Origin of the sequence: Mycoplana sp. MJR14 (genome assembly GCF_029210525.1) — a bacterium.
Taxonomy (GTDB): domain Bacteria; phylum Pseudomonadota; class Alphaproteobacteria; order Rhizobiales; family Rhizobiaceae; genus Mycoplana.
In genome coordinates this window covers 332,383-352,473 of sequence record NZ_JARGEO010000001.1, presented here as the reverse complement: position 1 = coordinate 352,473, position 20,091 = coordinate 332,383, and the positions used below count along the sequence as shown (strand labels likewise).

Genomic DNA, 20,091 nt, shown 5'->3' with positions numbered 1-20,091 from the left:
AGCCGCCATTATTTCAACCTAGACTTCTTCGAAAGCGAAGGCACTTTCGCCCAATGTGATGCGCCATTGTAGCTTGGAGCCTCGGCCCCGCTCCCGCGCATCCGCGATATCGCGGCTGGAGAGGGGAGGGGATGCATTTCTTCGGCAATCTCGGAGGGGCAGTCGCCGGTCATCCGCTCGCCAGGAGAAGTACGCCAAATAGGCAACAGTGTTCGGGCGAACGCTGAATGACGACGCAACGATACACTTCCCCGAAAGGTAGCAAGCCTGCGTCAATGTTCATTCGTCCGTCCCCACGATCCGGGAACCGAACGAGTTCGCCATCTACACGAAGAACGATGTCCCATAGCGACTGGCGGATTGGGAAGCTACTTTCAACCGAGTCTTTTTTGGCCAGCAACGTTCTGATCACCTCAAGCGTGTTGGCGCGATGCACGTCCGGAATTGCGGCCGCCACCCCCGTTGTAAGAACCTCCTCTGATGGAGCAGCCCACATTGGAGGCTAACCGGAGGGTGCTCGCTTTCCGCGGACGTAGGAAGCGAAGTGGCGGGTCGAGCCACTTATGCTTCCGCTCGACGGGCAAGTTTGCGGTGCTTGAGATCACGACCGCGGCAAGCGCGTTCGCGGCGACTTGTTCGTACTGCTCATCTGACAGCCCATGCGTTCTTGTTATGTTCTCTTTGACCCTTTGAAGGGTCAATGTCTTCTGCACGAATTCTGGAATGAAGGATCACGTAGCGAGTAACTGCGGCCTCAACCGATCACCGCTTGAGCCCTCTGCTTGTACGATTGGCGCCCCGTAATGCGCGTAGTCCGACCGATTGCGCCTCGTGACTCACTGACAGTTGCTTCCACTAAAAATTCCCGCACTCAGCTATCTCAGGCACGCCGAACGCCGCTGAGACCCGTGACCTGGCTCCCGGTCCGCTGCCAATGCTCGCCGGACAGCCCCGACATTCTCGAAGACATCTGGACGTTGCCGGGAGCGGAGTCGTTCCATCATCGCCGAATCGGCGTCCTGCCCAAGCGCAAAGGCATGACCATTTACCACGAGAATATGCTCTATCGGGAGGAGGACGACGCGGGCGGAAGCAGGCCCGCGGGAACGCCTTCATAGAGTCATTCAACCGCAACCCACACGAACGAGGCCTTTGACACTCCGGACGACGCTCGCCGCAAGCTCGCGCTCTTGCGTTACGACTACAATGACATCAGGCCACATTCATCGGTAAGGAACCCAACGCTCCGGCCAAGCGAGCAGGGCGCCCGATATATTTGTCGGCTCCGCACCAGGCGCGCTTACCCAAAGTAAACTCCACCAATTATCAATCTCAAGCCCGCAGTCGCTCGTTTGGTCGAGGGAGCAATGGGGCAAGTCATCCACCGTCCATTTTATCGCCGTCGATTTCCTTTTGAAGGTAGTCGCTGCCGAACTTGTGCGGTGAAAGGGAGGGGAGGGGAGGGGAGGGGAGGGGAGGAGAAGCGTGCCACGGCGAGGCGACTGAGACACTGGCAATGCCGTCGACCTGAACATTGGCAGCCTAATCCGGTCATATCGTCAGTCATGCGCGAATAGTGCGGGCGACGCAGTCGCCTCGGCTCACCGGCTCCCAGTAGTGCACGTCACCCTAAGGTCACTCTAAGCGTCACCCTCTAGCGACCGCCACCGGCATCGTGAAGTTCCCCGCCTGCCGGGCGAGCGAGGGTATCGGCCACCGTCATTCATATGCAAAATCTCGAGCTTCCTGGTTGTTTTTGCGTATGATCTACCGATGCCGTCTTTGGACGATTTACAGAAATGGCTTGCAAGCGTACTCGACCTTCACACACGAAAGGGCTTTGACCGAGCTGCCGCTCAACACCGTCGGCTACACCCAAGCATTGATGCGGCAAATTTCCAAAAAGAAGTTAGCCAATCCTAGCCACGGACTTTAAAACATCCTGCGGCCCGAGGGCAGGATCGCTGGCGCTCACAGCACCTGGATCGACCTGTTGATGAAATATCTGGACGCTAATACTGGATAGCCGTCTTACGAGCGGCGACCGTGCACAATTGGTCGCACAAGGCTGCGATGCTGTTTCAGATCGTCCAGCAGCAGTTTCGTTCAATCGTAGCCGGCCGCGCCACCTCATCCCGTTCATCTACTTGGCACCTGGCAACTTTTAGCACAACCGAAAGCAATCGCCGACATCACTGACGCGCCGATGAACAGCAGAAATTGAAGAAGACCAATGTGTGTTCAGGCCATGAAATCCGGAGTACCGTCAGCGGGTCAGCGCAGCCCAAGGCCAATACAACGGTGGGTCAGATCGTGACCTCGGGATCTGAACCCCTCGGTCTGAACCGGCGAGGCGCTTCGAAAGAAGCTGCCTGCTGGGCGAGTTGGGTTTCAAATTCTGCTGGCGATCGATAGCGAAGGGCTGAGTGCACCCGCGTGGCATTGTAGTCTTCCTCGATGAACCGCGGCAATCGCTCGGCGACGTCTGCGAAGGTCTCGTAGCCGGTGGTATAGGCGTCCTCGACTGTCAAGGTCTTCATAAAGCGCTCCACCCACGCATTGTGATAAGGGTTGCCGACGGCACTCATCGAGCCTCTCAGCCCCGCTGCATCAAGCCACGGCGATAGGTCTCGCTTGCATATTGTCATCGCGGTCGGTGTGGTGAAGCAGCCGATAGGAGACTATCGGTTCTCGAACGCGGGTCGCAAAGCTGCCAATTCCAGCGGCGTGTCCAGGCGTTTTGACAGTCCATGGCCAACGACTTCCGACTGCTGGCGCCGAGAATGACGGCCAGATAGCAGAGGCCGACTGTGATGCGGACGTGCGTGAAGTCGGCCACCCAGACCATAGTGGGCCGCGCCGGGATCAAATTGCGATAAGGGTTCGGGTAGACCGGGGAATGGTGGCTGCTGTCCGTCGTGCGAACATACCCCTCGCGAGGCTTGATTCCGAGGCCACTGGCTCGATGACGCGAGCGACACGCTTGTGGTTGACCGGGTGGCCTCTCCGCTGAAGCTCTTGCGGTACGCGTCGGTATGCGTAGCAGGGCTGTTCGCCTGGATGTCCTCAATGTTTTCAACGAGTTCGCCTACCGAACTTTAAGGCTCTCGCGGTGCTTTTTAACCAGGGCCAGCTCCATCGTGAGCTGGCCGACTTTGCGTTCGAGCGCCGTCCTGACAAAGCTGCAATGTGAACGGCGTCGAATGGCGTCGAGATGGACCTCGGGACTTCATGAGCCTGCTCCGATTGAGGCCCGCAGACCGTATCAGTTTGTCCGTGTCCCGTGGTCCAGCCCGAGGGGTAAACTCCAGGAACAGAACTGATGGACAGAAAGGTGACCACGCTATTTGAGCCCGACCGGCTGAGACTCTCGGGTACATGGTGGCGCCCACTAGACTGGCCAAAGCGCCTCGATTAGTTTGCGATGAGGTGCGAAGTCGGTCCGTATAGCTCCAGGGCAATTTATGGTCCCGAAGCAAACCATTGCGTGATAAGGCTCTCGTTGCAGCGCGAGGAACTCAAGGCAAACTCCGGTGAAGACGAAGTGGTCGCGGTGACCGCAGAACGCTTCAGCTTGTCAAAGCCCTCGAACGCCGCATCCGTCACACAACCCCTACGTATTCCGCGTCGGTGGAAGGTGATTCAAAACGTGCGGGAGAAGTTCTCTTGCCGCGAGGGCGAGAAGATGACGCGGCCGAGCTCGACGGACTGGCGCAACCTGTGTGGGAGCGAACACAAAATCTGTGATGCCGATTGTGCAGACGATGATGCCGAGGGAATCTCCGACACATCATGAGCGCAACACCAGAAGAAGAGCGGGTGGAGTAACGCCCGACGGCTCTCGTCTCGGCTTCCGCCACTTTCAGCTCTATGGCTCACCCCGTTTTCGTGTTCGTCTGACCACTCGCCCTCAACAACGCCATTATCACCGGGCCGAGAGAGAACTCCCCACGCTCAGTTCGCCGTGTCAGATCTCGAAGGTAGCCCCCTGGTGAATTGATAAAGTTGGCACGCTCCAAAATGCAGGCGATTGTTGCCGCAGCATTTTCAGGACCCATCGCCTCGCAGGCGTCCTGGTACGCCGATGGACTTATTCCCAGCATAGACCTAACAACCACCGCGGCCGACCTCAAATCCCGCCAGCTTGCAATGCCGCCGCCCGGCCCATAGTCGCAAATCGAAGGACAAGCCTTCAGGACGATTCCAAGGGGAAAGGCCTTTATGGTCTCACCGTTGAGCCTGTTGGTTGTCGCCGCCCGCGCCCCTGGCTCCCTTTCGGAGCGAGGTTCAAGTTCAATGCTAGAGTCGGGGTTTGAATTCTGTATGTGACGCTCAATTTGAGCATCATTGCCGCTCATTTCCTCCGCATTTTCCTGCGTTTCCAGGCAATTGACGACGTCGGCGCGAAGCGCCTGCATCTCCCCCAGGATTGATGTGGCCACGTCGGTGGTCAAAACTCGCGGAATTCGACGCACAAGCGCGAGGTAGGTCGCCTCGGCTGTTTGCCAATCGCCCGGAGCTCCCTCCTCTATCGCCGCGGTGATCAATTTGCGGATGTCGCGACGGCAGATCGTCAAGGCCTCTTTTGCCGCTCTGAGTGCTGATCGGTCCTCTGCCACTTTCTGGGCCAGCATCGCCAACTCTTCCGACCTTGCGAGGAGGGGCGACAGATCAAATCCGAAGGCGTTCTCAATTTGCCCGGTGCCGTCCTTACGCGCGTACCGCTTGCCGTTCGCACTGTCTTTCCGAACGATTAACCCGGTTTCTACGAGGATTGCGAGGTGTCGCCGCAACGTCGCGCCAGACATTCCGTGTGCTCGAAGTGCGAGCTGGATATTGGACGGAAACACAATCAGCGGCGCATCCTGACGCAGCTCATTGTTGGGATAGAAGCTCAGCAGAGCGTTGAGAACCGCGAGACTATTCGACTGGATACCGAGCAAATCCATCGCTGCGCAGGCATCCCTGAACACCTGCCACTTGTCGGCGGTCTTGCCTTCCCGTATTTCCGCGAGTTCCTTTTGGCGCCGCACGAGCGCAAGCGAAATCGACCGCCGCCCAAAGGGCGTCGTCACCGTTCCCGTCACCATCCGTCTTCACCCTTCAGCGGGCAAAGCAAAATCACTCACCCAAACGGTGCCAAAGACTCTTGACGAGGATTCGAGGAAATGCGATTCTGTCCTTGCTAGAGAGACAAAAGGGCTTCCGCGACGGCGACGTTGTGGGGGCTCTTTTCCTTTGCGTTACTCTCCCTGTTTGCCTTGCAGCTTGTCCCGGTGCGCTTGATACAGCGCCGGCAATTGTTCGAGCACGAAGGCCGCAAAATCAGGCGTTGCCCTCTTGTCGATGATAATCTCGAGCTTTGCCTTGCTTTGTGCCACCTGGGCAATTCTCTTGCCGTCTGGAGTAGACATTACACCTGGAAGCCCGCGGGCCACACGGTTGGGCTTCAACGCCAACATGAGAGACTTGAACCTTTCGGCAGATGGCAAGGCCTGAACTTCATCGGATAAAACATGGCTCAGCGCGTCGGTTGAGGTTGACGCCTTCTCGAGCAGTTCCACCAGTTGTTGCCAACTCGGCCGTCCGACACCCGGAGCGGGACCGATCGCATCAATGAGTTCCGATGGCAGGGCATCCACAAGCAGAAGCATCTTCGACAGGTTGCTCTTGTCGAGCGACATTGCTGCGATGACGATCTCACGAGGAAACTGCTTGTTCAGATGATGAGCGAAGCGCGCTTTCTCGATGAAAGTCAGGTCTTCGCGTTCGTTGTTCTCCTGCCCCTGTGCGACAACGAGCTGCTCATCCGTCAAATCGCGAACGACCGCCTTTACCGGACGCCCCAGTTCCGAGAGCGCCCGTAACCGCCGGTGCCCGAATGCGACCTGATAGCGGGCGGACTTTTCCGGATGAGGCCGCACAAGAATCGGAACTTGCTGGCCCTGCTCTCGAATTGACGCCAGCAAACCGTCAATATCTCCTGGCATTCGGTCACGCACGAAAGAGGGCTCAATCGTGGCTGGCTCAAGCTCAACGACCGACTGACCCTCGGCAAGACGGCGCTCAATCTCCTCGGCGCGGCTGAGGCGATCGTTCTGCTCGCGAAGAGCATTGCCAATGTTCGCTGTCAGTTTGGTCGCCGGATCGCGTTCTTTCCTCGTCACGCCAAGCAGCGGCATGGAGCGGCTCTTCGGGAGACGGCCGTCTCCCGAAGTTGGTTCATGGATGTCCGGCGACAGGCCAAGGATGTGCTTCCGACTCACGAGCGTCTACCCCATGCTTTTTTAATCAGGCCTTCGATTTCGTCGTTGACCGCATTCATCGCCTCGAGGGCTCGATCGTAGGTCGAGCGCGTAAACTGGCTGCGTTCGACCTCAAAGAGCGTCTGGTTGGTCAGACCGGCATCGGAAACGGCGGTCGTTTTCAGCATGGGAAAATTGAGGACATTTTCCCCGAAGATCGATCTCAGATAGCCGACCATCTGGTTTTGTGGCCCGTCGCTCGGCTCAAAACGGGTGATCAGGTAGCGCATCCAATTAAAGTTGAACTGAGCGCCCGCGTTCTCAATCTCCCGCAGCAGGTTCGACGTCATCGCCAGGAACTGGTTCATTGACATCACATCCAGCATCTGCGGATGGACGGTCACCAGGATCGACGTTGCAGCGGTGAGGGCGGAAAGCGTCAGGTAGCCGAGTTGAGGCGGGCAGTCGATCACAACGACATCGTAGTTATCCGCAATGTCTTCAATGACTTTGCTGATCCGACCATAAAACAGCGTATCACCCTCCTTGCGCTGCATCAGTGCGCGCGGCGTGTCGTGCTCGAATTCCATCAATTCGAGGTTACCCGGGATCAGGTGAAGGTCGGGAATGTACGTCCCGCGAACAACCTGCTCGACCGGTACCTGTTCGTCATCGTAGCGGATGGCGCCGTAGAGGGTCTCATTCGGACCGACATCCGTCTCGGGCTGACTGCCGAAGAGCGCTGAAAGGCTTGCCTGCGGATCGAGATCGATTGCTAGCACGCGGTATCCGCGCATTGCGAGGTATTGAGCCAAGTGCGCAGCAGTCGTCGTCTTTCCCGATCCGCCTTTAAAGTTCATCACCGAGATGCATTGGAGTTGTTCATCGCCCCGGCGGTGGGGGAGGTAGCGACGAGTGCCCCTGCCAACCTGGTCCAGATGCCTGCGAATGGCGTGGATATCGTCTATCGAAAAGGTCCGCCGGCCGCCGGGGCTGATGCTGACGTTCAGCTCTGGCATTTCGGATGCCGTTTGCCGCAGATAGGACTCGCCAATCCCCAGAAGCTTCGAAGCCTCCGAGGGAGCGAACGTCCGAATCCCCTTCTCCGCAGTCGGAGGGAACACCTTGACATGATGTGCCTGAAGTTGAGTAGAAAGTGCATCGGCATGACGCTCCATCAAGGCGGTCAGGCCTTCGCTTTGAGGTGCATGTTTTACGGCGGCCTTCGCCATCTCAAAACCCATTTCTCGTCAGTGGCGATATTTTGCGCGAAAGCAGTAAACTTTCGCCACTGACGATAGTGCTGATTCTGAGATTCGGGCAAGAGCTTTTAAGTTAACGAAACCTTAACGCATCAAATTCGGGGGAGAGCATTCAAAAGACTTGATCTTTGTAATCAGGCACTTGCGCGGCAATATGCGATAACGGCGGTTGCTGTCATCCGTGCAGGTGCCACAGCCCTGAGGGAACCGACTGGAATAGGACAGCACCCGCTCCATGGCCACACCGGCACGTGACTTCTGCTCCACCCCCAAGGGCACTCACCTGCCGGACCCATACTCCACCTTAAGCTGCAGAACAAGTTTTGCAACCCGATGCAGGTTCTCGTCGAAAATCTCAATCCAGATCGGCTGGTCCTCGGCCGTCGGTATCCCGTCGAGCGCCATTTCCGCCAGAACTTTCCTTGCCTCGTCAAGTGCCGCTTCCAAGTCGGCAAATTGGAACATGCGGTCAGATGGAGTGGCGCCGTCCTCGTCTTTTGTCACAAACGCAAAGTCTGGCATCGTCGCCTCCATCTCTGCAAAAGACCGCAGCCCTGCAGAATTGACGCCCTCGATGGTCTGCCGTCTCCTACCTCTCGTGTGAGGCGATCTTCCGGGAAATTTTCGGGGCGCCCAAAGGTTCCGAACATTTTGTGTGTGTGCACCGCAGAGTAGAACTGAGCACACCGCACCTGGGTGCGCGTTAGACCGGCCACAATGGACACGCCCTGCTTGCGAACGTGGGACGATGTGGCGGAGCAATCCGGGCCGGCCGACGCGTGAGCAAAGAAAAGGGAACTTCTAAGCTATAAAGGGATTAATTGAGACAGCGGAAAACGTTACGCGGTTTCCATAATCCCGGCAAGCAATGGGATTTGGCCTTGCTCGGGAGCAGCGGGATAAATGCTTGGACATCCTTCGAGACCACCTTCAGGTCCGTCCACATCTCGTCCCACTGACATCGTTGATGAGACGCGGAGTGGAAGTGACCGATGCGGTTCTTGAGAGACAATGGATTGACGATCGTGCTTCTCGCGTTCACCCTTTGTGCGATTGCAGCTATGGTTTTGACCGGCTGGCTCGTATTGAATGAAGAGCTGGCCCAGCACGGCAGTCGACCGCTCCCCCTGTTCCGTTACGCGGCATCTGGCCATTTCCTTTCGGCTCTGTTCGAAAACTGGGAAAGCGAGTTTCTCCAGATGTCGGCCTACGTCATGCTGACGGCGTTCTTGTTCCAGCGGGGATCGGCAGAATCAAATGATCCAGACGAGACCTCTCGCCAGAACGAGGCGAAGCCAAATGACTGTGATAATTCTGACGCTCCCTTGCCAGTCAAAATTGGCGGGCTCGCCCGGGTCTTGTATAGCTATTCCTTGGGCATTGCTCTGGCACTGCTTTTTGTGGCCAGTTTTGTTTTGCACCTGACATACAGCACGCAAGCCGCCAACGCCGAAGCCTCGCTGCACAGCGAGGCCGCAGTGTCCATGTTTGCCCATCTTGGAAGCGCAGAGTTCTGGTTTGAGTCTTTTCAGAACTGGCAGTCCGAGTTTCTGTCCACCGCGGTCATCGTCGTTTTGTCGATTTTCCTTCGGTTCAAGGGATCTCCGGAATCGAAACCTGTCGCCGCACCACACGCCCAGACGGGGTCGTAGTTGTACATGCGAGACGCGTGAGCGGCGTGACCGGGTCCAGACTTCCCCTCCAATTAAACCCGCTTACCGTCACTGCCGAAAAAATGGAGCTTTTCTTGGCGGGCGTACGTCCGCAACTGATCCCCGGGCTTGATCTCGACGCGCCCGGGTACTCGTACGACCATGCGCTCGCCGCCGACACGGCAGTAGACGAAGCTTTCCGCTCCCACCGGCTCAACGCCTTCGACTTCGGCCAACAGGCGCAGCGCGCCGTCGGCCACAGCGTCGGCGCCATCGTTTCGGATCTCGCAGTCTTCGGGACGGAAACCGAGTGTCGCTGCCGATGCTGGGACGGGCGGAAGCGTCACCGCACCCTCGAGGTGGCCGCTGCGGAGCGGCAGCAGGTTCATCGGGGGTGCACCGATAAACGAGGCCACGAATGTCGAGGCCGGTTTCTCGTAGATGTCGAGGGGCGACCCTGACTGCTCGACCAGACCGGCATTCATCACCACAAGAATGTCAGCCAGGGTCATTGCTTCCAGCTGATCGTGGGTGACATAAACGGAGGTGACGCCAAGACTACGCTGCAGATTCTTGATCTCGACCCGCATCTGCCCGCGTAGCTTGGCGTCGAGATTCGACAATGGCTCGTCAAAAAGGAAAACTTTGGGGTTGCGGACAATGGCTCGGCCCATGGCGACGCGCTGACGTTGGCCGCCGGAAAGTTCGCGCGGACGGCGCTCGAGCAGATGCTCGAGTTCAAGGGTTTTCGCCGTGGAACGCACCCGCGCGTCGATCTCGTCCTTCGGTGTGCCCCGGTTGCGCAGACCATAGGCCATGTTGTCGTAGACCTTCATGTGTGGATAGAGCGCATAGTTCTGGAACACCATAGCGATGTCCCTTTCTGTGGGGCCGATTGTGTTGACGACCTTCCCGTCGATGGCGCAACTGCCGGCCGAAATGGTTTCCAGACCTGCGATCATGCGCAGAAGCGTTGACTTGCCGCAGCCCGACGGGCCAACCAGAACGCACAATGCCTTGTCGGGAATGGCAATGGAGACACCTTTGACGGCTTCGACTCCACCTGCATACACTTTGCAGACATCCTTGAGATCCACAGTTGCCATTACTTCTCCGTTTCAATGAGTCCGCGGACGAACCAACGCTGCATCAGCACCACCACAAGGATGGGAGGAAGGATCGCAAGCATGGAGGTGACCATCACAAGATGCCATTCAGTATCGGCATCGGCAAACGAGATCATCTTTTTCAGTGCAATGACGATGGTATTCATGTCATTGCGGTTGGTGACGAGCAACGGCCAGAGATATTGCGTCCAGCCATAGATGAAGAGGATTACAAAGAGCGCGGCAATGTTGGTCCGCGACAAGGGTAGCAGGATGTCTTTGAAGAAGCGCCAGGGACCGGCGCCATCCACGCGGGCCGCCTCGACAAGTTCTCCCGGTATCGTAAGAAAGAACTGACGAAAAAGCAGTGTCGCGGTGGCTGATGCAATCAGCGGCACGATAAGACCTGCGTACGTGTCGATGAGGCCGAGATCGACCATGACCTTGTAGGTTGGCAAGATGCGCACTTCGACAGGCAGCATCAGCGTAATGAAGATCAGCCAGAAGAAGAACATTCGCCCGGGAAAGCGAAAGAACACAATGGCATAGGCCGACAGGATCGAGATTATAATCTTTCCTATTGCAATACCAAGTGCCACGATGGTCGTGTTGACGAGCAGTGTCGCCACGCTGACCCCGCCGATGCGACCAACCCCGCCAAACAACGCCTCAGAATAATTTTCGAAGAAGCGTTCACCGGGCAGTAGCGGCAAGGGCGGGCGCAGTATCGTTTGCAGCGAATGGGTCGAGGCGACAAAGGTGTAGTAGATCGGGAACGCCACGATCAGGACACCAAGGGTCAAAACCACATGCGCCAGATAGATACCGGCAGACGACTGGCCGATCATGAGCTTGTCATGTCCACTTGCGGGTGGAAGCTTTTCCGGCTCAGCCATAGTGCACCTTCCTTTCCACATAACGGAACTGGATCGCAGTAAGCGCAATGACGATAACCATCAGAATCACGGATTGGGCCGCCGAATCGCCGAGGATGAGATTAACGAACCCATCGTTGTAAACTTTGTACACCAGGGTCTCGGTGGCCTTGCCCGGGCCACCGCCGGTAACAGCGTGGATGATGCCGAACGTGTCGAAAAAAGCGTAAACCGTATTGATCACCAGCAGGAAGAACGTCGTAGGGGCAAGCAATGGAAATACGATTGTCCAGAAGCGCTTGGTCTCGCCGGCGCCGTCAATTGCCGCAGCTTCGATCAGGGACTTGGGAATGGCCTGCAGACCGGCCACGAAGAAGAGGAAATTGTAGCTGATCTGCTTCCAGGCTGCCGCTGCCACGACCAGAACCATCGCCTGCCCCCCGTCGAGCAGGGGATCCCAGTTTATGCCAAGCCAGCGCATGCCGTAGGCGAGCGAGCCGATTGAAGGGTTGAACAGGAACAGCCACAACATGCCGGCAATCGCCGGTGCCACGGCGTAGGGCCAGATCATCAGCGTTCGATAGATGGCCCGACTGCGCACAACCTTGTCAGCCATGACTGCAAGCAGAAGCGCTGTGCTCAGGGCTACCGCGGCAGTGGCAGTGGAAAAGACCATAGTTACCTCAATCGAATTGAGATAGTTGGGGTCCGACAGCACTTTCCTGAAATTCGCGAACCAGACGAACCTCGAGGAAAGGCCGAAGGGGTCCTCCCTGAGCATGGACTGGTAGAGCGCCTGACTGGCCGGCCAGTAGAAGAAAACCAGCGTAATTGCCAGCTGCGGGGCGACCAGTAGATAGGGCAGGAACGTGTTCGGAAAAACGACGCGTGGGGACAAATGAGAGCCTCTTCGGCGGCTAGAATGGTGGCGATGTTCGAGCGGCGCTCGCACGCACTGGCCCCGGCCCGATGATCGATGACCGATGACAGAGCCGTGTCAACGCTACGGCACCTCGATCCGCGGGACTTAAGCGGCAAGCGCGGCGCCCGAAATGCGGACGTCGCGCGGATGCTCTGCCACTGTCAGTTATTCAGCGCGTTCCGGATCGCCTCATTGCCACGCTGGACGGTGTTGTCGAGAGCCTGCTGCGCAGTTTGCTGCCCGGCGAGCATCTTTTCGAGCTCCTCGTTCTCGATGTCACGAACTTGTGGCAGGTTGACAAGACGGACGCCTTTCGAGTTTTCGGTTGGCGCTTTGCCCATCATCTGCTTGATCGGGATTTCGCGGCCAGGATTTTTCTCGTAGAAACCTGACTTCTTCGTTTCCTCATAGGCGGCTACCGTGACCGGGAGATAGCCCGACACCTGGTGCAGGCGCGCCTGAATCGGCGTCTGCGAAAGGAAGTTGAAGAAGGCAGCCACGCCCTTGTACTGCTCGTCAGACAGACCAGCAAACACCCACAGCGACGCTCCGCCGGGGATCGTGTTCTGCGGGGCGCCCGCGGCGCCAGCCTCATAGGGCAGTTGGCCAGTGCCATAGTTCATGCCCGACTTGACGATATCGCCGAGCCCGCCGGAGGATTCTGTGAACATGCCACATTCACCGGCGAGGAAGATCTGCTTTGCTTCCGACGTGCGGCCGCCATATTTGAACGTTCCGTCCTTGGCGAGATCGGCGAGTTCCTGGAAGTGCTTGACGAAGATCGGCGTGTTGATCTTCAGTTCGACGTCCGTGCCCGCGATGCCATTCTCATTGGTCCCATAGGACAGGTTGTTCCAGGCGGCAAAATTCTCGGTATGGATCCAGGTCAGCCACGTGGAGGTAAATCCGCAAGGGGCAGCGCCACTGGTCTTGATTGTCTTAGCCGCGTCCCACACCTCACTCCAGGTCTTGGGCGGATTGTCGACGTCGAGACCGGCCTTCTGGAAAATATCCTTGTTGTAGTAGAGGATGGGCGAGGAAGAGTTGTATGGGAATGACAGCATGGTGCCGTCAGGCTTGGAATAGTAGGCGACGATGCCCGGCAGATACTGGCTCTTGTCAAAGGCCTGGCCGCTCAACGGAAGGATCTCGGCAACCGGCTTTATGGCACCCTCCGCTGCCATCATCGTACCCGTACCCGCGTCGAAGACTTGCATGATCGCTGGCGGCTGCTTGGCGCGGAATGCGGCTATACCGGCATTCAGCGTTTCAGGATAAGTGCCCTTGAATACCGGCACGACCTTGTACTCGGCCTGGCTCTCGTTGAACTCCTTGGAAAGCTCCTCGACCACCTCATTGTTGGCGCCCGTCATCGCGTGCCACCACGAAATTTCGGTGACCGCATATGCGGACGTGCTGGACAGCAATGCACATGTGGCGGCAATGCCAACCACGAATCCTAAGCTCTTCATGTCTCGCTCCCGTTCTAATTGGCGAAATGTCGGGTTTCGCGTCGAGCAGTATTGTCGGATTATGGCGGCCACACAACAGCATTGTGTGAACAGCAGGAGCCTCCCGCTCATGGCTTCACCCGAGTTGCCGCTGCCGCTGCGGCATTTGCGGCCCGGACACTTGAAATCCGTCGCCGGGCTTTTGGCCTGTCGGCACCAAACGAACGGCGATCCAATTCCGTGGCCCGCATCCAGGAAGGCAGTCACGATGGTAAGGTCAGTCTATGTCGCTGCTCGTTGAGAACTGAACGCCAATTGTTTCGACGAGTTATAGAGCCGCTGCTCGTTCAGCGGTGTCGAACGCTTCGAAGAGGCCAGTCTGACGGTATCTGGGTGGGGACCTTGGCGTTGCATGCCTTTCGCGGCGACGACCGGATGCTCGACCCCCCCTGACGAAGCTGCGACCGTAAGGAGATAGATTGCCGTGGTACCACTGCCAGGCTATGCCGATCGCGGGGAATGCGGCCGCGACGCACCTTGCATGCATCAAGTCTCCGCTTAAGGCCAAACGGTGGCGATGATCGCATAGGCCAAAGCGATCTCGCCCTCGCACTTTTTCACTACCGCCGGCTCGCAGAACAGTGCCTGCGGATTGACTGGACATCTGCGAGACGGGCTCGGAACCTCGCCTTCGTCCGCTCCGACGGCCTCCGACCTACGGCAAGAAAGATTTTGACAGATTAGGCGGAGAACCGAAGGGGTTCGACCCCATACTCCTCGGAGCCCTTCGATTTCCCTTACCGTTCCCGCACTCATCATGGCGAGAGCGGTACGGGGCCCGAAACCCCACTGGGCCAAGATTGGCCGGTCCTTCAAGCCCCATCGATCTACTCCCTTTGAGCTAGGCCGCCTGCGCCCTGGCGCGAGACGACCTTCTCCCCGCTATGGCTGGGTGCGGGCTGAGGGGAAGGATTGTTCCGGCGCCAAATCACCAGTGTCATTATGCAATCGAAATTCATGTGCCTGGACTGCGCGACCTACCCATTGGTAGTCCAAGTTCCCTCGGAAAATGAATCGCCAATGACCGAACTCTCTCTTCCTTCCGTTGAGGAAAGCCGCCACCTACTACTGTGGCCAGGGCTCGCGGCGCTCCTCGTTCATCGGCTTCTCTTACGCCAACCAGGAAGCAAACGTCATGCTTCTGCTTTCCGGCGAACGTTGATTTCGGATCTGATGCTTCTGCCCTGCACCTTGATGGGCGGACCGAGAATATGCGCGGCCAAAGATCAGGCACTGTTCGGCGTCATGGCGGCGTTTCTTTATTTCGGAGGTCTGGCTCGCCATGGAGCAGAACGTTCCCGCCGGGCTGGTCACACTGATTGCAGACCCTGAACTACAAAGAGCGAGCAATTCCGCAGCGCGTCGCCGAGAACAATCTGCCTCCCAAAACGTTGATGAGTAACCTGCCCTGAGCAGGGCGCTTCCCAACCGTTCATGGAGGACATATGAACACCGGTACACTTTCGGGAAAGGTCGCACTGGTCACCGGTGCAAGCTCGGGGATCGGCCGTGCGTCGGCGGTGGCGTTAGCCGAGCAAGGCGCACGTGTCGGTCTTCTCGGCAGGAGCCTTGAAGAACTGGAAAAAACCGCTTCCGAGATCGCCTCCATTCCCGGTTCGGCGGTTTCGCTGGTTGCCGATATCTCAAATGACGTACAAGTCGAGTCGGCAGTAGTAGATCTCATTGCTCGTTTCGGACGCCTCGATATCCTCGTCGCGAATGCAGGGATTAACGGGGTGTGGGCACCAATCGACGATCTCGCCCCGAACGAGTGGGACAAGACACTGGCGGTCAACCTCCGAGGAACATACTTGTGCATTCATTTCGCCGTGCCGCACATGAAAGCAAACGGCGGCTCCATCGTGATCGTGTCATCGATAAACGGCACCACAACCTTCACCAGTCCCGGGGCGACTGCCTATGCGGTGTCAAAAGCTGGGCAGCTAGCGATGACCAAGCAACTAGCCCTGGAACTGGCTCGTCATCGCATCCGCATCAACGCAATATGTCCCGGCGAAATTGAAACCAACATTGACGCGAGCACGCGCGTACGCGGCGAGAAAGAGACCGCCATTCCGGTTGTCTGGCCCGAAGGGCAGGTACCAATTACGGGCGGAAAACCAGGCAAAGCGGCGGATGTCGCCGACGCGGTTATCTTTCTCGCCTCTGATCGGTCCAGACACATAACCGGCTCACCGCTGTGGGTGGATGGAGGGCAGGGATTGCTCAGGTAGACGCGGCTAGGTGGATCGGGCCGGTCGCTTGCCCGAGCCATTGGACGCACCCGGCAACCTCACCGGAGTTTGTGCAACCGTACACCGGTGCACTGCACGTTAAAGCTGCACTGGCCTTATTGTGGCCACCGAGACGTCTCCCAGTATTACACCCCTTTGCACATCTGTTCGTCCTCGCTCAATTTCGACGACTGAATAGAGCTTCTCAGAGCGAAAGGCGCTTGCTGAGGTGGTCGTTACATCTTCCGCAGGTGCAGCATCGACTTCCATAAAGTCCAGTTCGCGTCCAGCGGCTACGATCCTGGCATCGCCAGCCGTTCGTGCCGCCACAACAACCTCACCTTGAAAAGGGGAATTCTGCCACCGGGGATCGTCCATTTGCGCTGTCGGAACGAGCCTGTAGATATTGAGCGGCTCGCCAAAGTCGGCAGAACCAATGATCTGGGCATCCGTTCTTTGCCCTTTGCTCTCCACCGAGGTTCCGAACGTGGTCCCGCTCGTACCCGTGTCGTCAGATTCGATTTCAATTCCCGATTCATTTGACATCCGACATTCTCCTTAGGGCTTCTGCAACAATAATTGTCTCGGCTCGCTGTAGTTCCAATTTGCTTCAGCGTTCGTATCGTCGGCCCGTCTTAGGCCCTAGGACGCTTTCTGGTGCCAGAACCCTGCCGGGGTGAGGCAAGACGCCTGTCTCTCAATGTCCGGTGTCTCTTGGAACTCTGCGCCACGGCAGCCGTTTTCGATGCATTCAACACGCAAATCGCTCTGGAAGGCAGAACTATGCTCACAGCCAAGTGGCTTCACTTATGCGTGGACGTACAGCGCATGTTTGCCGAAAACACACCGTGGCGGGTTTCTTGGATGCCCAAAGCGCTGGACGGAATTCTCGAGGTCGCATCGCGCTTTCCCGAACGGACCGTGTTCACCCGCTTTATTCCACCGCCTTCGTCGGCCGATGCACCTGGGATGTGGTCAACCTACTATGAGAAATGGCCGATGATGACCCGCACGCGACTGGAGCCAGCCCTCGTGGATCTCGTTTCCGACTTGCAGCGTCTGGTGCCGCCGGCGCGCATTTTCGACAAGGCCACTTACTCACCTTGGACCAACGGACGCCTGCATAGCATCTTGTCCCAGCAAGGTATCGGCACAATCGTGCTCACGGGCGGTGAAACCGATGTCTGCGTTCTAGCCGCCGCGCTGGGAGCGATTGACCTCGGATACAAGGTGATTTTGCTGAAAGATGCAGTATGCAGCACGGCCGATCACACGCACGACGCTGCCGTAGAGCTTTTGGGGGGACGATTTTCCGTGCAGGTCGAAATCATGCTAGTCGAGCAATGGTTATCGTCTGTGCAACGCTCCTAGAGTGCGAGGGGCAAGCTTTCGCGCCAGCGACCCCCCACAGGGCGCGTCTCAGGCGTCGGACAGATATTTTGGCAGACATGTGCATCGATGCGCCATGCCGTAACGCAAAATGCCGGCGGTATTCGCCGCCGGCAAGTTGTCCTCATACTTGCCGATCGGGGCCGATCAGCCGAGCGAGAACCTTGTGATGGGACGTTTGTTCCGCAGGCGGCGGGAGGTCAGACTTTGGTCTGGCGAAATGTCGACAAAGGTCCCTCTGAGGAACCCCAACCCGGGATCAGGCTTTATCTGGGTGGAAAGGAGTTGCCCAATGATGAAGACGATTGCGCTATCTGCGGCTCTGTTTGCCGCTGTTTATTCTCTCCCCGCCGTTGCAGATGATGACAATGACGGTGCCGTTACCGGCGCGGCCGGAGGTGCCGTTACGGGAGCGATTGTTGGTGGACCAGCTGGGGCGGCCGTCGGTGGAGCGGTGGGGGCGGTCGCGGGCGCCGTCCTTGACCCACCTCCGCCCAAGGTGGTGACCTACGTCGAGCAACAGCCGGTGCCGGCTAACCCGGTTATTATCGAGGAGGTCGTGGAAGTCGGTCGGCCCTTGCCGAAGTCAGTGGTGCTTACGCCTGTTCCCGAGGATCCGACCTACGCGTATGCCGTGGTTAACGAGAGACGGGTCATTGTCGATCCGAAGACTTATACGGTCGTTCAGGTCCTCAATTGACCCGCGTGCGCCTGCCCCTGCCGGCAACGGGGCAGGCGCGTGAGGGAACCAAAATGCAGACCCGGCGTTTGTCCATCAAACAAATTCCCCGTCGCGGACGCGGGAGGAACGTGTGCTGTCAGGCGCGGATCTGCACGACAACTACTTCTCCCGGCAAAAGGTGGTGCCACCTGTAGATGACCGGGGCTACACGCTGGCTGGCCGATTTTTCATCGTGGGCAGCATATTTTCGCTCTGCGCAATGGTGCTTGTCGGCGTTTTGGTGACGAAACTGATTGAAGAAATTGTCACGCGTAATGCCGCTTCTTCCACCGCGCTTTATGTAGACAGCATCATTGCCCCCCTGCTTCCCGACATGGCAAAAGCTGAAAAGCTTGACGAGGTCAGCTCGCGCGCGCTCGACGAAACCCTGTCCCAGGGCGCCCTTCGAAGGCGGCTCCTTGCCTTTCGCATTTGGGGAAGCGACGGCAAGATCCTTTACTCGAACGACAATGGCCGCGTCGCGCGGCAGCATGTCGCGCCAGGCGATGGCCTGAAAGCAGCGCTTGCCGGGCACCTTGTCGCGCAATTTGAGCCCGAGATGTCGTTTTTCAGCCAGCATCAAAGTGACCTTCCGCTCCTCGAAATCTACAGTCCGGTGCTGCAACCCTGGTCCGGCGAGGTCGTTGCAGTTACCGAGTTCTATGAGCGCGCCGAAGACCTACAGAGTGATCTCTTTCGGGCAAGATTGCAGAGCCTTACCGCCGTGGCTGGCGTAACGGTGTTGTTCTTTCTCGGCTTGTCCACGATTGTCGTTCGAGGAAGCCGCACGATAACCCAGCAGAGTGTCGAGTTACGCCGGCGCATCGATGAACTTTCGCTTCTGCTCGCTCAGAACACTGCGCTGAAGGCGCGAATCCAGCGAGCTTCGGCGGCCACGACGACGCTCAACGAGAGATACATGCGCCAGCTGGGTGCGGATCTTCATGATGGGCCCGCCCAACTCATCGCATTGGCGGCGCTTCGTCTCGACGGCGGCGCCCTTTTCGATCCCAACACGTCGGCCCAACGCCGAAACAAGGAACTGAACATTATCACGAGCAGCCTCGACGAAGCATTGCGCGAAATTCGTGACATCTGCACGGGCCATGTGCTGCCCCATGTTGAAGCCGCGGGCATGACAGAAATCCTGCTGGATCTGGTAAGTTCTTATAAAGAGCGAACCGGCCACCCTGTCGAACTTCGCTGCATGGCCGGACCCGAGGGGCTGCCCACCGCAGCAAAGATCTGCATCTACCGCTTCGTTCAGGAAGCATTGAACAACGGATTGAAACATGCCGGGGGCAAAGGCCAATGGCTCAGCGTTAACGGCGATGCATCATTCGTAAGTGTGAGGGTAGGGGATGAAGGATCCGGTATATCACCGGAGGCGGCCCGCGACAAAGGTATCGGCCTCAGAGGCATGAGAGACCGGGTGGAAAGCTTGGGTGGCAGGTTCTCCGTGGCGTCAGACAGCACTGGAACTGTCGTTACGATGACATTGTACCTTGAGGAGATGGAGAAGTATGAATGACCTACATTCGCGTTGCGATCGTGGACGATCATCCAATTTTCCGGGAAGGCGTGGCAAGATGCCTTGGTGAGATCGGCGGCTTTGCGATCGTCGGCGAAGGCAATTGTCACAACGACGCTGTCTTACTTGCCGAACGGGTGGCGCCCGACATCATGCTGATAGACATCTCGATGCCAGGCGGTGGCCTTGATGCTGTAGCCACGATATTGACACGGCGACCAGAGCAGAAGATTGTCTTGCTCACTGTGTCTGAATGCAGAGCCAACCTGGCGCTAGCACTTAAGTATGGCGCCAAGGGCTACATCCTTAAGGGTGTCGGGGCCCGAACGCTCGCGGGAGCTCTCAGGGTGGTACAGGCGGGAGAAATATACCTTTCGCCCAGCCTTTCCGCGCGCATGGTCACAAGTCTGCTGCTCGGCGAGAATGGGGCCACACCTCGAATCCAGAAGCTGAGCAAACGCGAGCAGGAGGTTCTGAGACTTGTGGCCGACGGTCTCAGCAACAAACACATCGGCCGAAAATTGGGCCTACACGAAAAGACTGTTAAGCACCATATGACGCGAATCTTCGCCAAACTGGAAGTCCGCAATCGGACAGAGGCGGCGATGGTTCTGCGTGATACGATTCAAGCCGCCTAGCTCTT

At 57.8% G+C, this 20,091-nt stretch carries 17 protein-coding genes and 1 pseudogene; 8 read left to right on the top strand and 10 right to left on the bottom strand.

The window, feature by feature from the left end:
- Window positions 1-1,093: 1,093 nt before the first annotated feature.
- Window positions 1,094-1,302, top strand: a pseudogene (locus tag P0086_RS01725) (integrase core domain-containing protein); the annotation flags it as partial.
- A gap of 1,004 nt (window positions 1,303-2,306) precedes the next feature.
- On the opposite strand, the gene P0086_RS01720 reads toward P0086_RS01725, so the two are convergent.
- Window positions 2,307-2,588, bottom strand: a complete 282-nt coding sequence (locus P0086_RS01720) for an integrase core domain-containing protein (protein ID WP_275782190.1) — start codon at window positions 2,586-2,588, stop codon at window positions 2,307-2,309.
- Window positions 2,589-3,502: 914 nt separating this feature from the next.
- Here P0086_RS01720 and P0086_RS01715 point away from each other — a divergent pair.
- Window positions 3,503-3,796 carry a hypothetical protein gene (locus tag P0086_RS01715; RefSeq protein WP_275782189.1) on the top strand — a complete coding sequence of 98 codons (294 nt, stop codon included), beginning with the start codon at window positions 3,503-3,505 and terminating at the stop codon, window positions 3,794-3,796.
- A gap of 79 nt (window positions 3,797-3,875) precedes the next feature.
- On the opposite strand, the gene repC is transcribed toward P0086_RS01715, so the two are convergent.
- The 4 genes from repC to P0086_RS01695 form a co-directional block, all read right to left on the bottom strand.
- Window positions 3,876-5,090, bottom strand: coding sequence for a plasmid replication protein RepC (gene repC, locus P0086_RS01710; protein ID WP_112599733.1), 1,215 nt, complete (start codon window positions 5,088-5,090; stop codon window positions 3,876-3,878).
- A 153-nt stretch (window positions 5,091-5,243) separates the two neighbouring features.
- Window positions 5,244-6,266, bottom strand: coding sequence for a plasmid partitioning protein RepB (gene repB / locus P0086_RS01705; protein WP_112599734.1), 1,023 nt, complete (start codon window positions 6,264-6,266; stop codon window positions 5,244-5,246).
- Window positions 6,263-7,477, bottom strand: coding sequence for a plasmid partitioning protein RepA (repA, locus tag P0086_RS01700; protein ID WP_112599795.1), 1,215 nt, complete (start codon window positions 7,475-7,477; stop codon window positions 6,263-6,265). The genes repB and repA overlap by 4 nt, the downstream gene beginning before the upstream one ends.
- Before the next feature lie 309 nt (window positions 7,478-7,786).
- Window positions 7,787-8,029, bottom strand: a complete 243-nt coding sequence (locus P0086_RS01695) for a hypothetical protein (RefSeq protein WP_112599735.1) — start codon at window positions 8,027-8,029, stop codon at window positions 7,787-7,789.
- A 470-nt stretch (window positions 8,030-8,499) separates the two neighbouring features.
- Here P0086_RS01695 and P0086_RS01690 point away from each other — a divergent pair, with 470 nt between their 5' ends.
- A complete protein-coding gene (locus P0086_RS01690) occupies window positions 8,500-9,159 on the top strand; it encodes a DUF6766 family protein (RefSeq protein WP_112599736.1) in 660 nt (219 codons plus the stop codon).
- Window positions 9,160-9,212: 53 nt separating this feature from the next.
- Here P0086_RS01690 and ugpC read toward each other — a convergent pair whose 3' ends face one another.
- The 4 genes from ugpC to ugpB form a co-directional block, all read right to left on the bottom strand.
- Window positions 9,213-10,265, bottom strand: a complete 1,053-nt coding sequence (gene ugpC, locus P0086_RS01685) for a sn-glycerol-3-phosphate ABC transporter ATP-binding protein UgpC (protein WP_112599737.1) — start codon at window positions 10,263-10,265, stop codon at window positions 9,213-9,215.
- Entirely contained in the window at window positions 10,265-11,113 is an 849-nt protein-coding gene (ugpE, locus tag P0086_RS01680; RefSeq protein WP_112599796.1) for a sn-glycerol-3-phosphate ABC transporter permease UgpE, read from the bottom strand. The genes ugpC and ugpE overlap by 1 nt, the downstream gene beginning before the upstream one ends.
- A 40-nt stretch (window positions 11,114-11,153) precedes the next feature.
- On the bottom strand, window positions 11,154-12,038 hold the full coding sequence (ugpA, locus tag P0086_RS01675) for a sn-glycerol-3-phosphate ABC transporter permease UgpA (RefSeq protein WP_112599738.1): 885 nt from the start codon (window positions 12,036-12,038) through the stop codon (window positions 11,154-11,156).
- Window positions 12,039-12,223: 185 nt separating this feature from the next.
- Window positions 12,224-13,534, bottom strand: a complete 1,311-nt coding sequence (ugpB, locus tag P0086_RS01670) for a sn-glycerol-3-phosphate ABC transporter substrate-binding protein UgpB (protein WP_112608072.1) — start codon at window positions 13,532-13,534, stop codon at window positions 12,224-12,226.
- Window positions 13,535-15,018: 1,484 nt separating this feature from the next.
- On the opposite strand from ugpB, the gene P0086_RS01665 reads away from it, so the two are divergent.
- Window positions 15,019-15,807: an SDR family NAD(P)-dependent oxidoreductase gene (locus P0086_RS01665; RefSeq protein WP_148179017.1), complete on the top strand. Its 789-nt coding sequence runs from the start codon at window positions 15,019-15,021 to the stop codon at window positions 15,805-15,807.
- A 99-nt stretch (window positions 15,808-15,906) separates the two neighbouring features.
- Here P0086_RS01665 and P0086_RS01660 read toward each other — a convergent pair whose 3' ends face one another.
- A complete protein-coding gene (locus P0086_RS01660) occupies window positions 15,907-16,353 on the bottom strand; it encodes a hypothetical protein (protein ID WP_148179018.1) in 447 nt (148 codons plus the stop codon).
- 237 nt (window positions 16,354-16,590) lie between these two features.
- Here P0086_RS01660 and P0086_RS01655 point away from each other — a divergent pair, with 237 nt between their 5' ends.
- The 4 genes from P0086_RS01655 to P0086_RS01640 all read left to right on the top strand — a co-directional run bounded on the left by P0086_RS01655 (window position 16,591) and on the right by P0086_RS01640 (window position 20,086).
- Window positions 16,591-17,178 carry an isochorismatase family cysteine hydrolase gene (locus P0086_RS01655; protein WP_148179019.1) on the top strand — a complete coding sequence of 196 codons (588 nt, stop codon included), beginning with the start codon at window positions 16,591-16,593 and terminating at the stop codon, window positions 17,176-17,178.
- A 310-nt stretch (window positions 17,179-17,488) separates the two neighbouring features.
- Window positions 17,489-17,896, top strand: coding sequence for a DUF1236 domain-containing protein (locus P0086_RS01650; RefSeq protein ID WP_112599743.1), 408 nt, complete (start codon window positions 17,489-17,491; stop codon window positions 17,894-17,896).
- 112 nt (window positions 17,897-18,008) lie between these two features.
- Entirely contained in the window at window positions 18,009-19,448 is a 1,440-nt protein-coding gene (locus P0086_RS01645; protein ID WP_345799289.1) for a sensor histidine kinase, read from the top strand.
- Complete coding sequence (locus P0086_RS01640) at window positions 19,445-20,086, top strand: response regulator transcription factor (protein WP_112608078.1); 642 nt, start codon at window positions 19,445-19,447, stop codon at window positions 20,084-20,086. Before P0086_RS01645 ends, P0086_RS01640 begins: the two co-directional genes overlap by 4 nt.
- Window positions 20,087-20,091 lie beyond the last annotated feature (5 nt).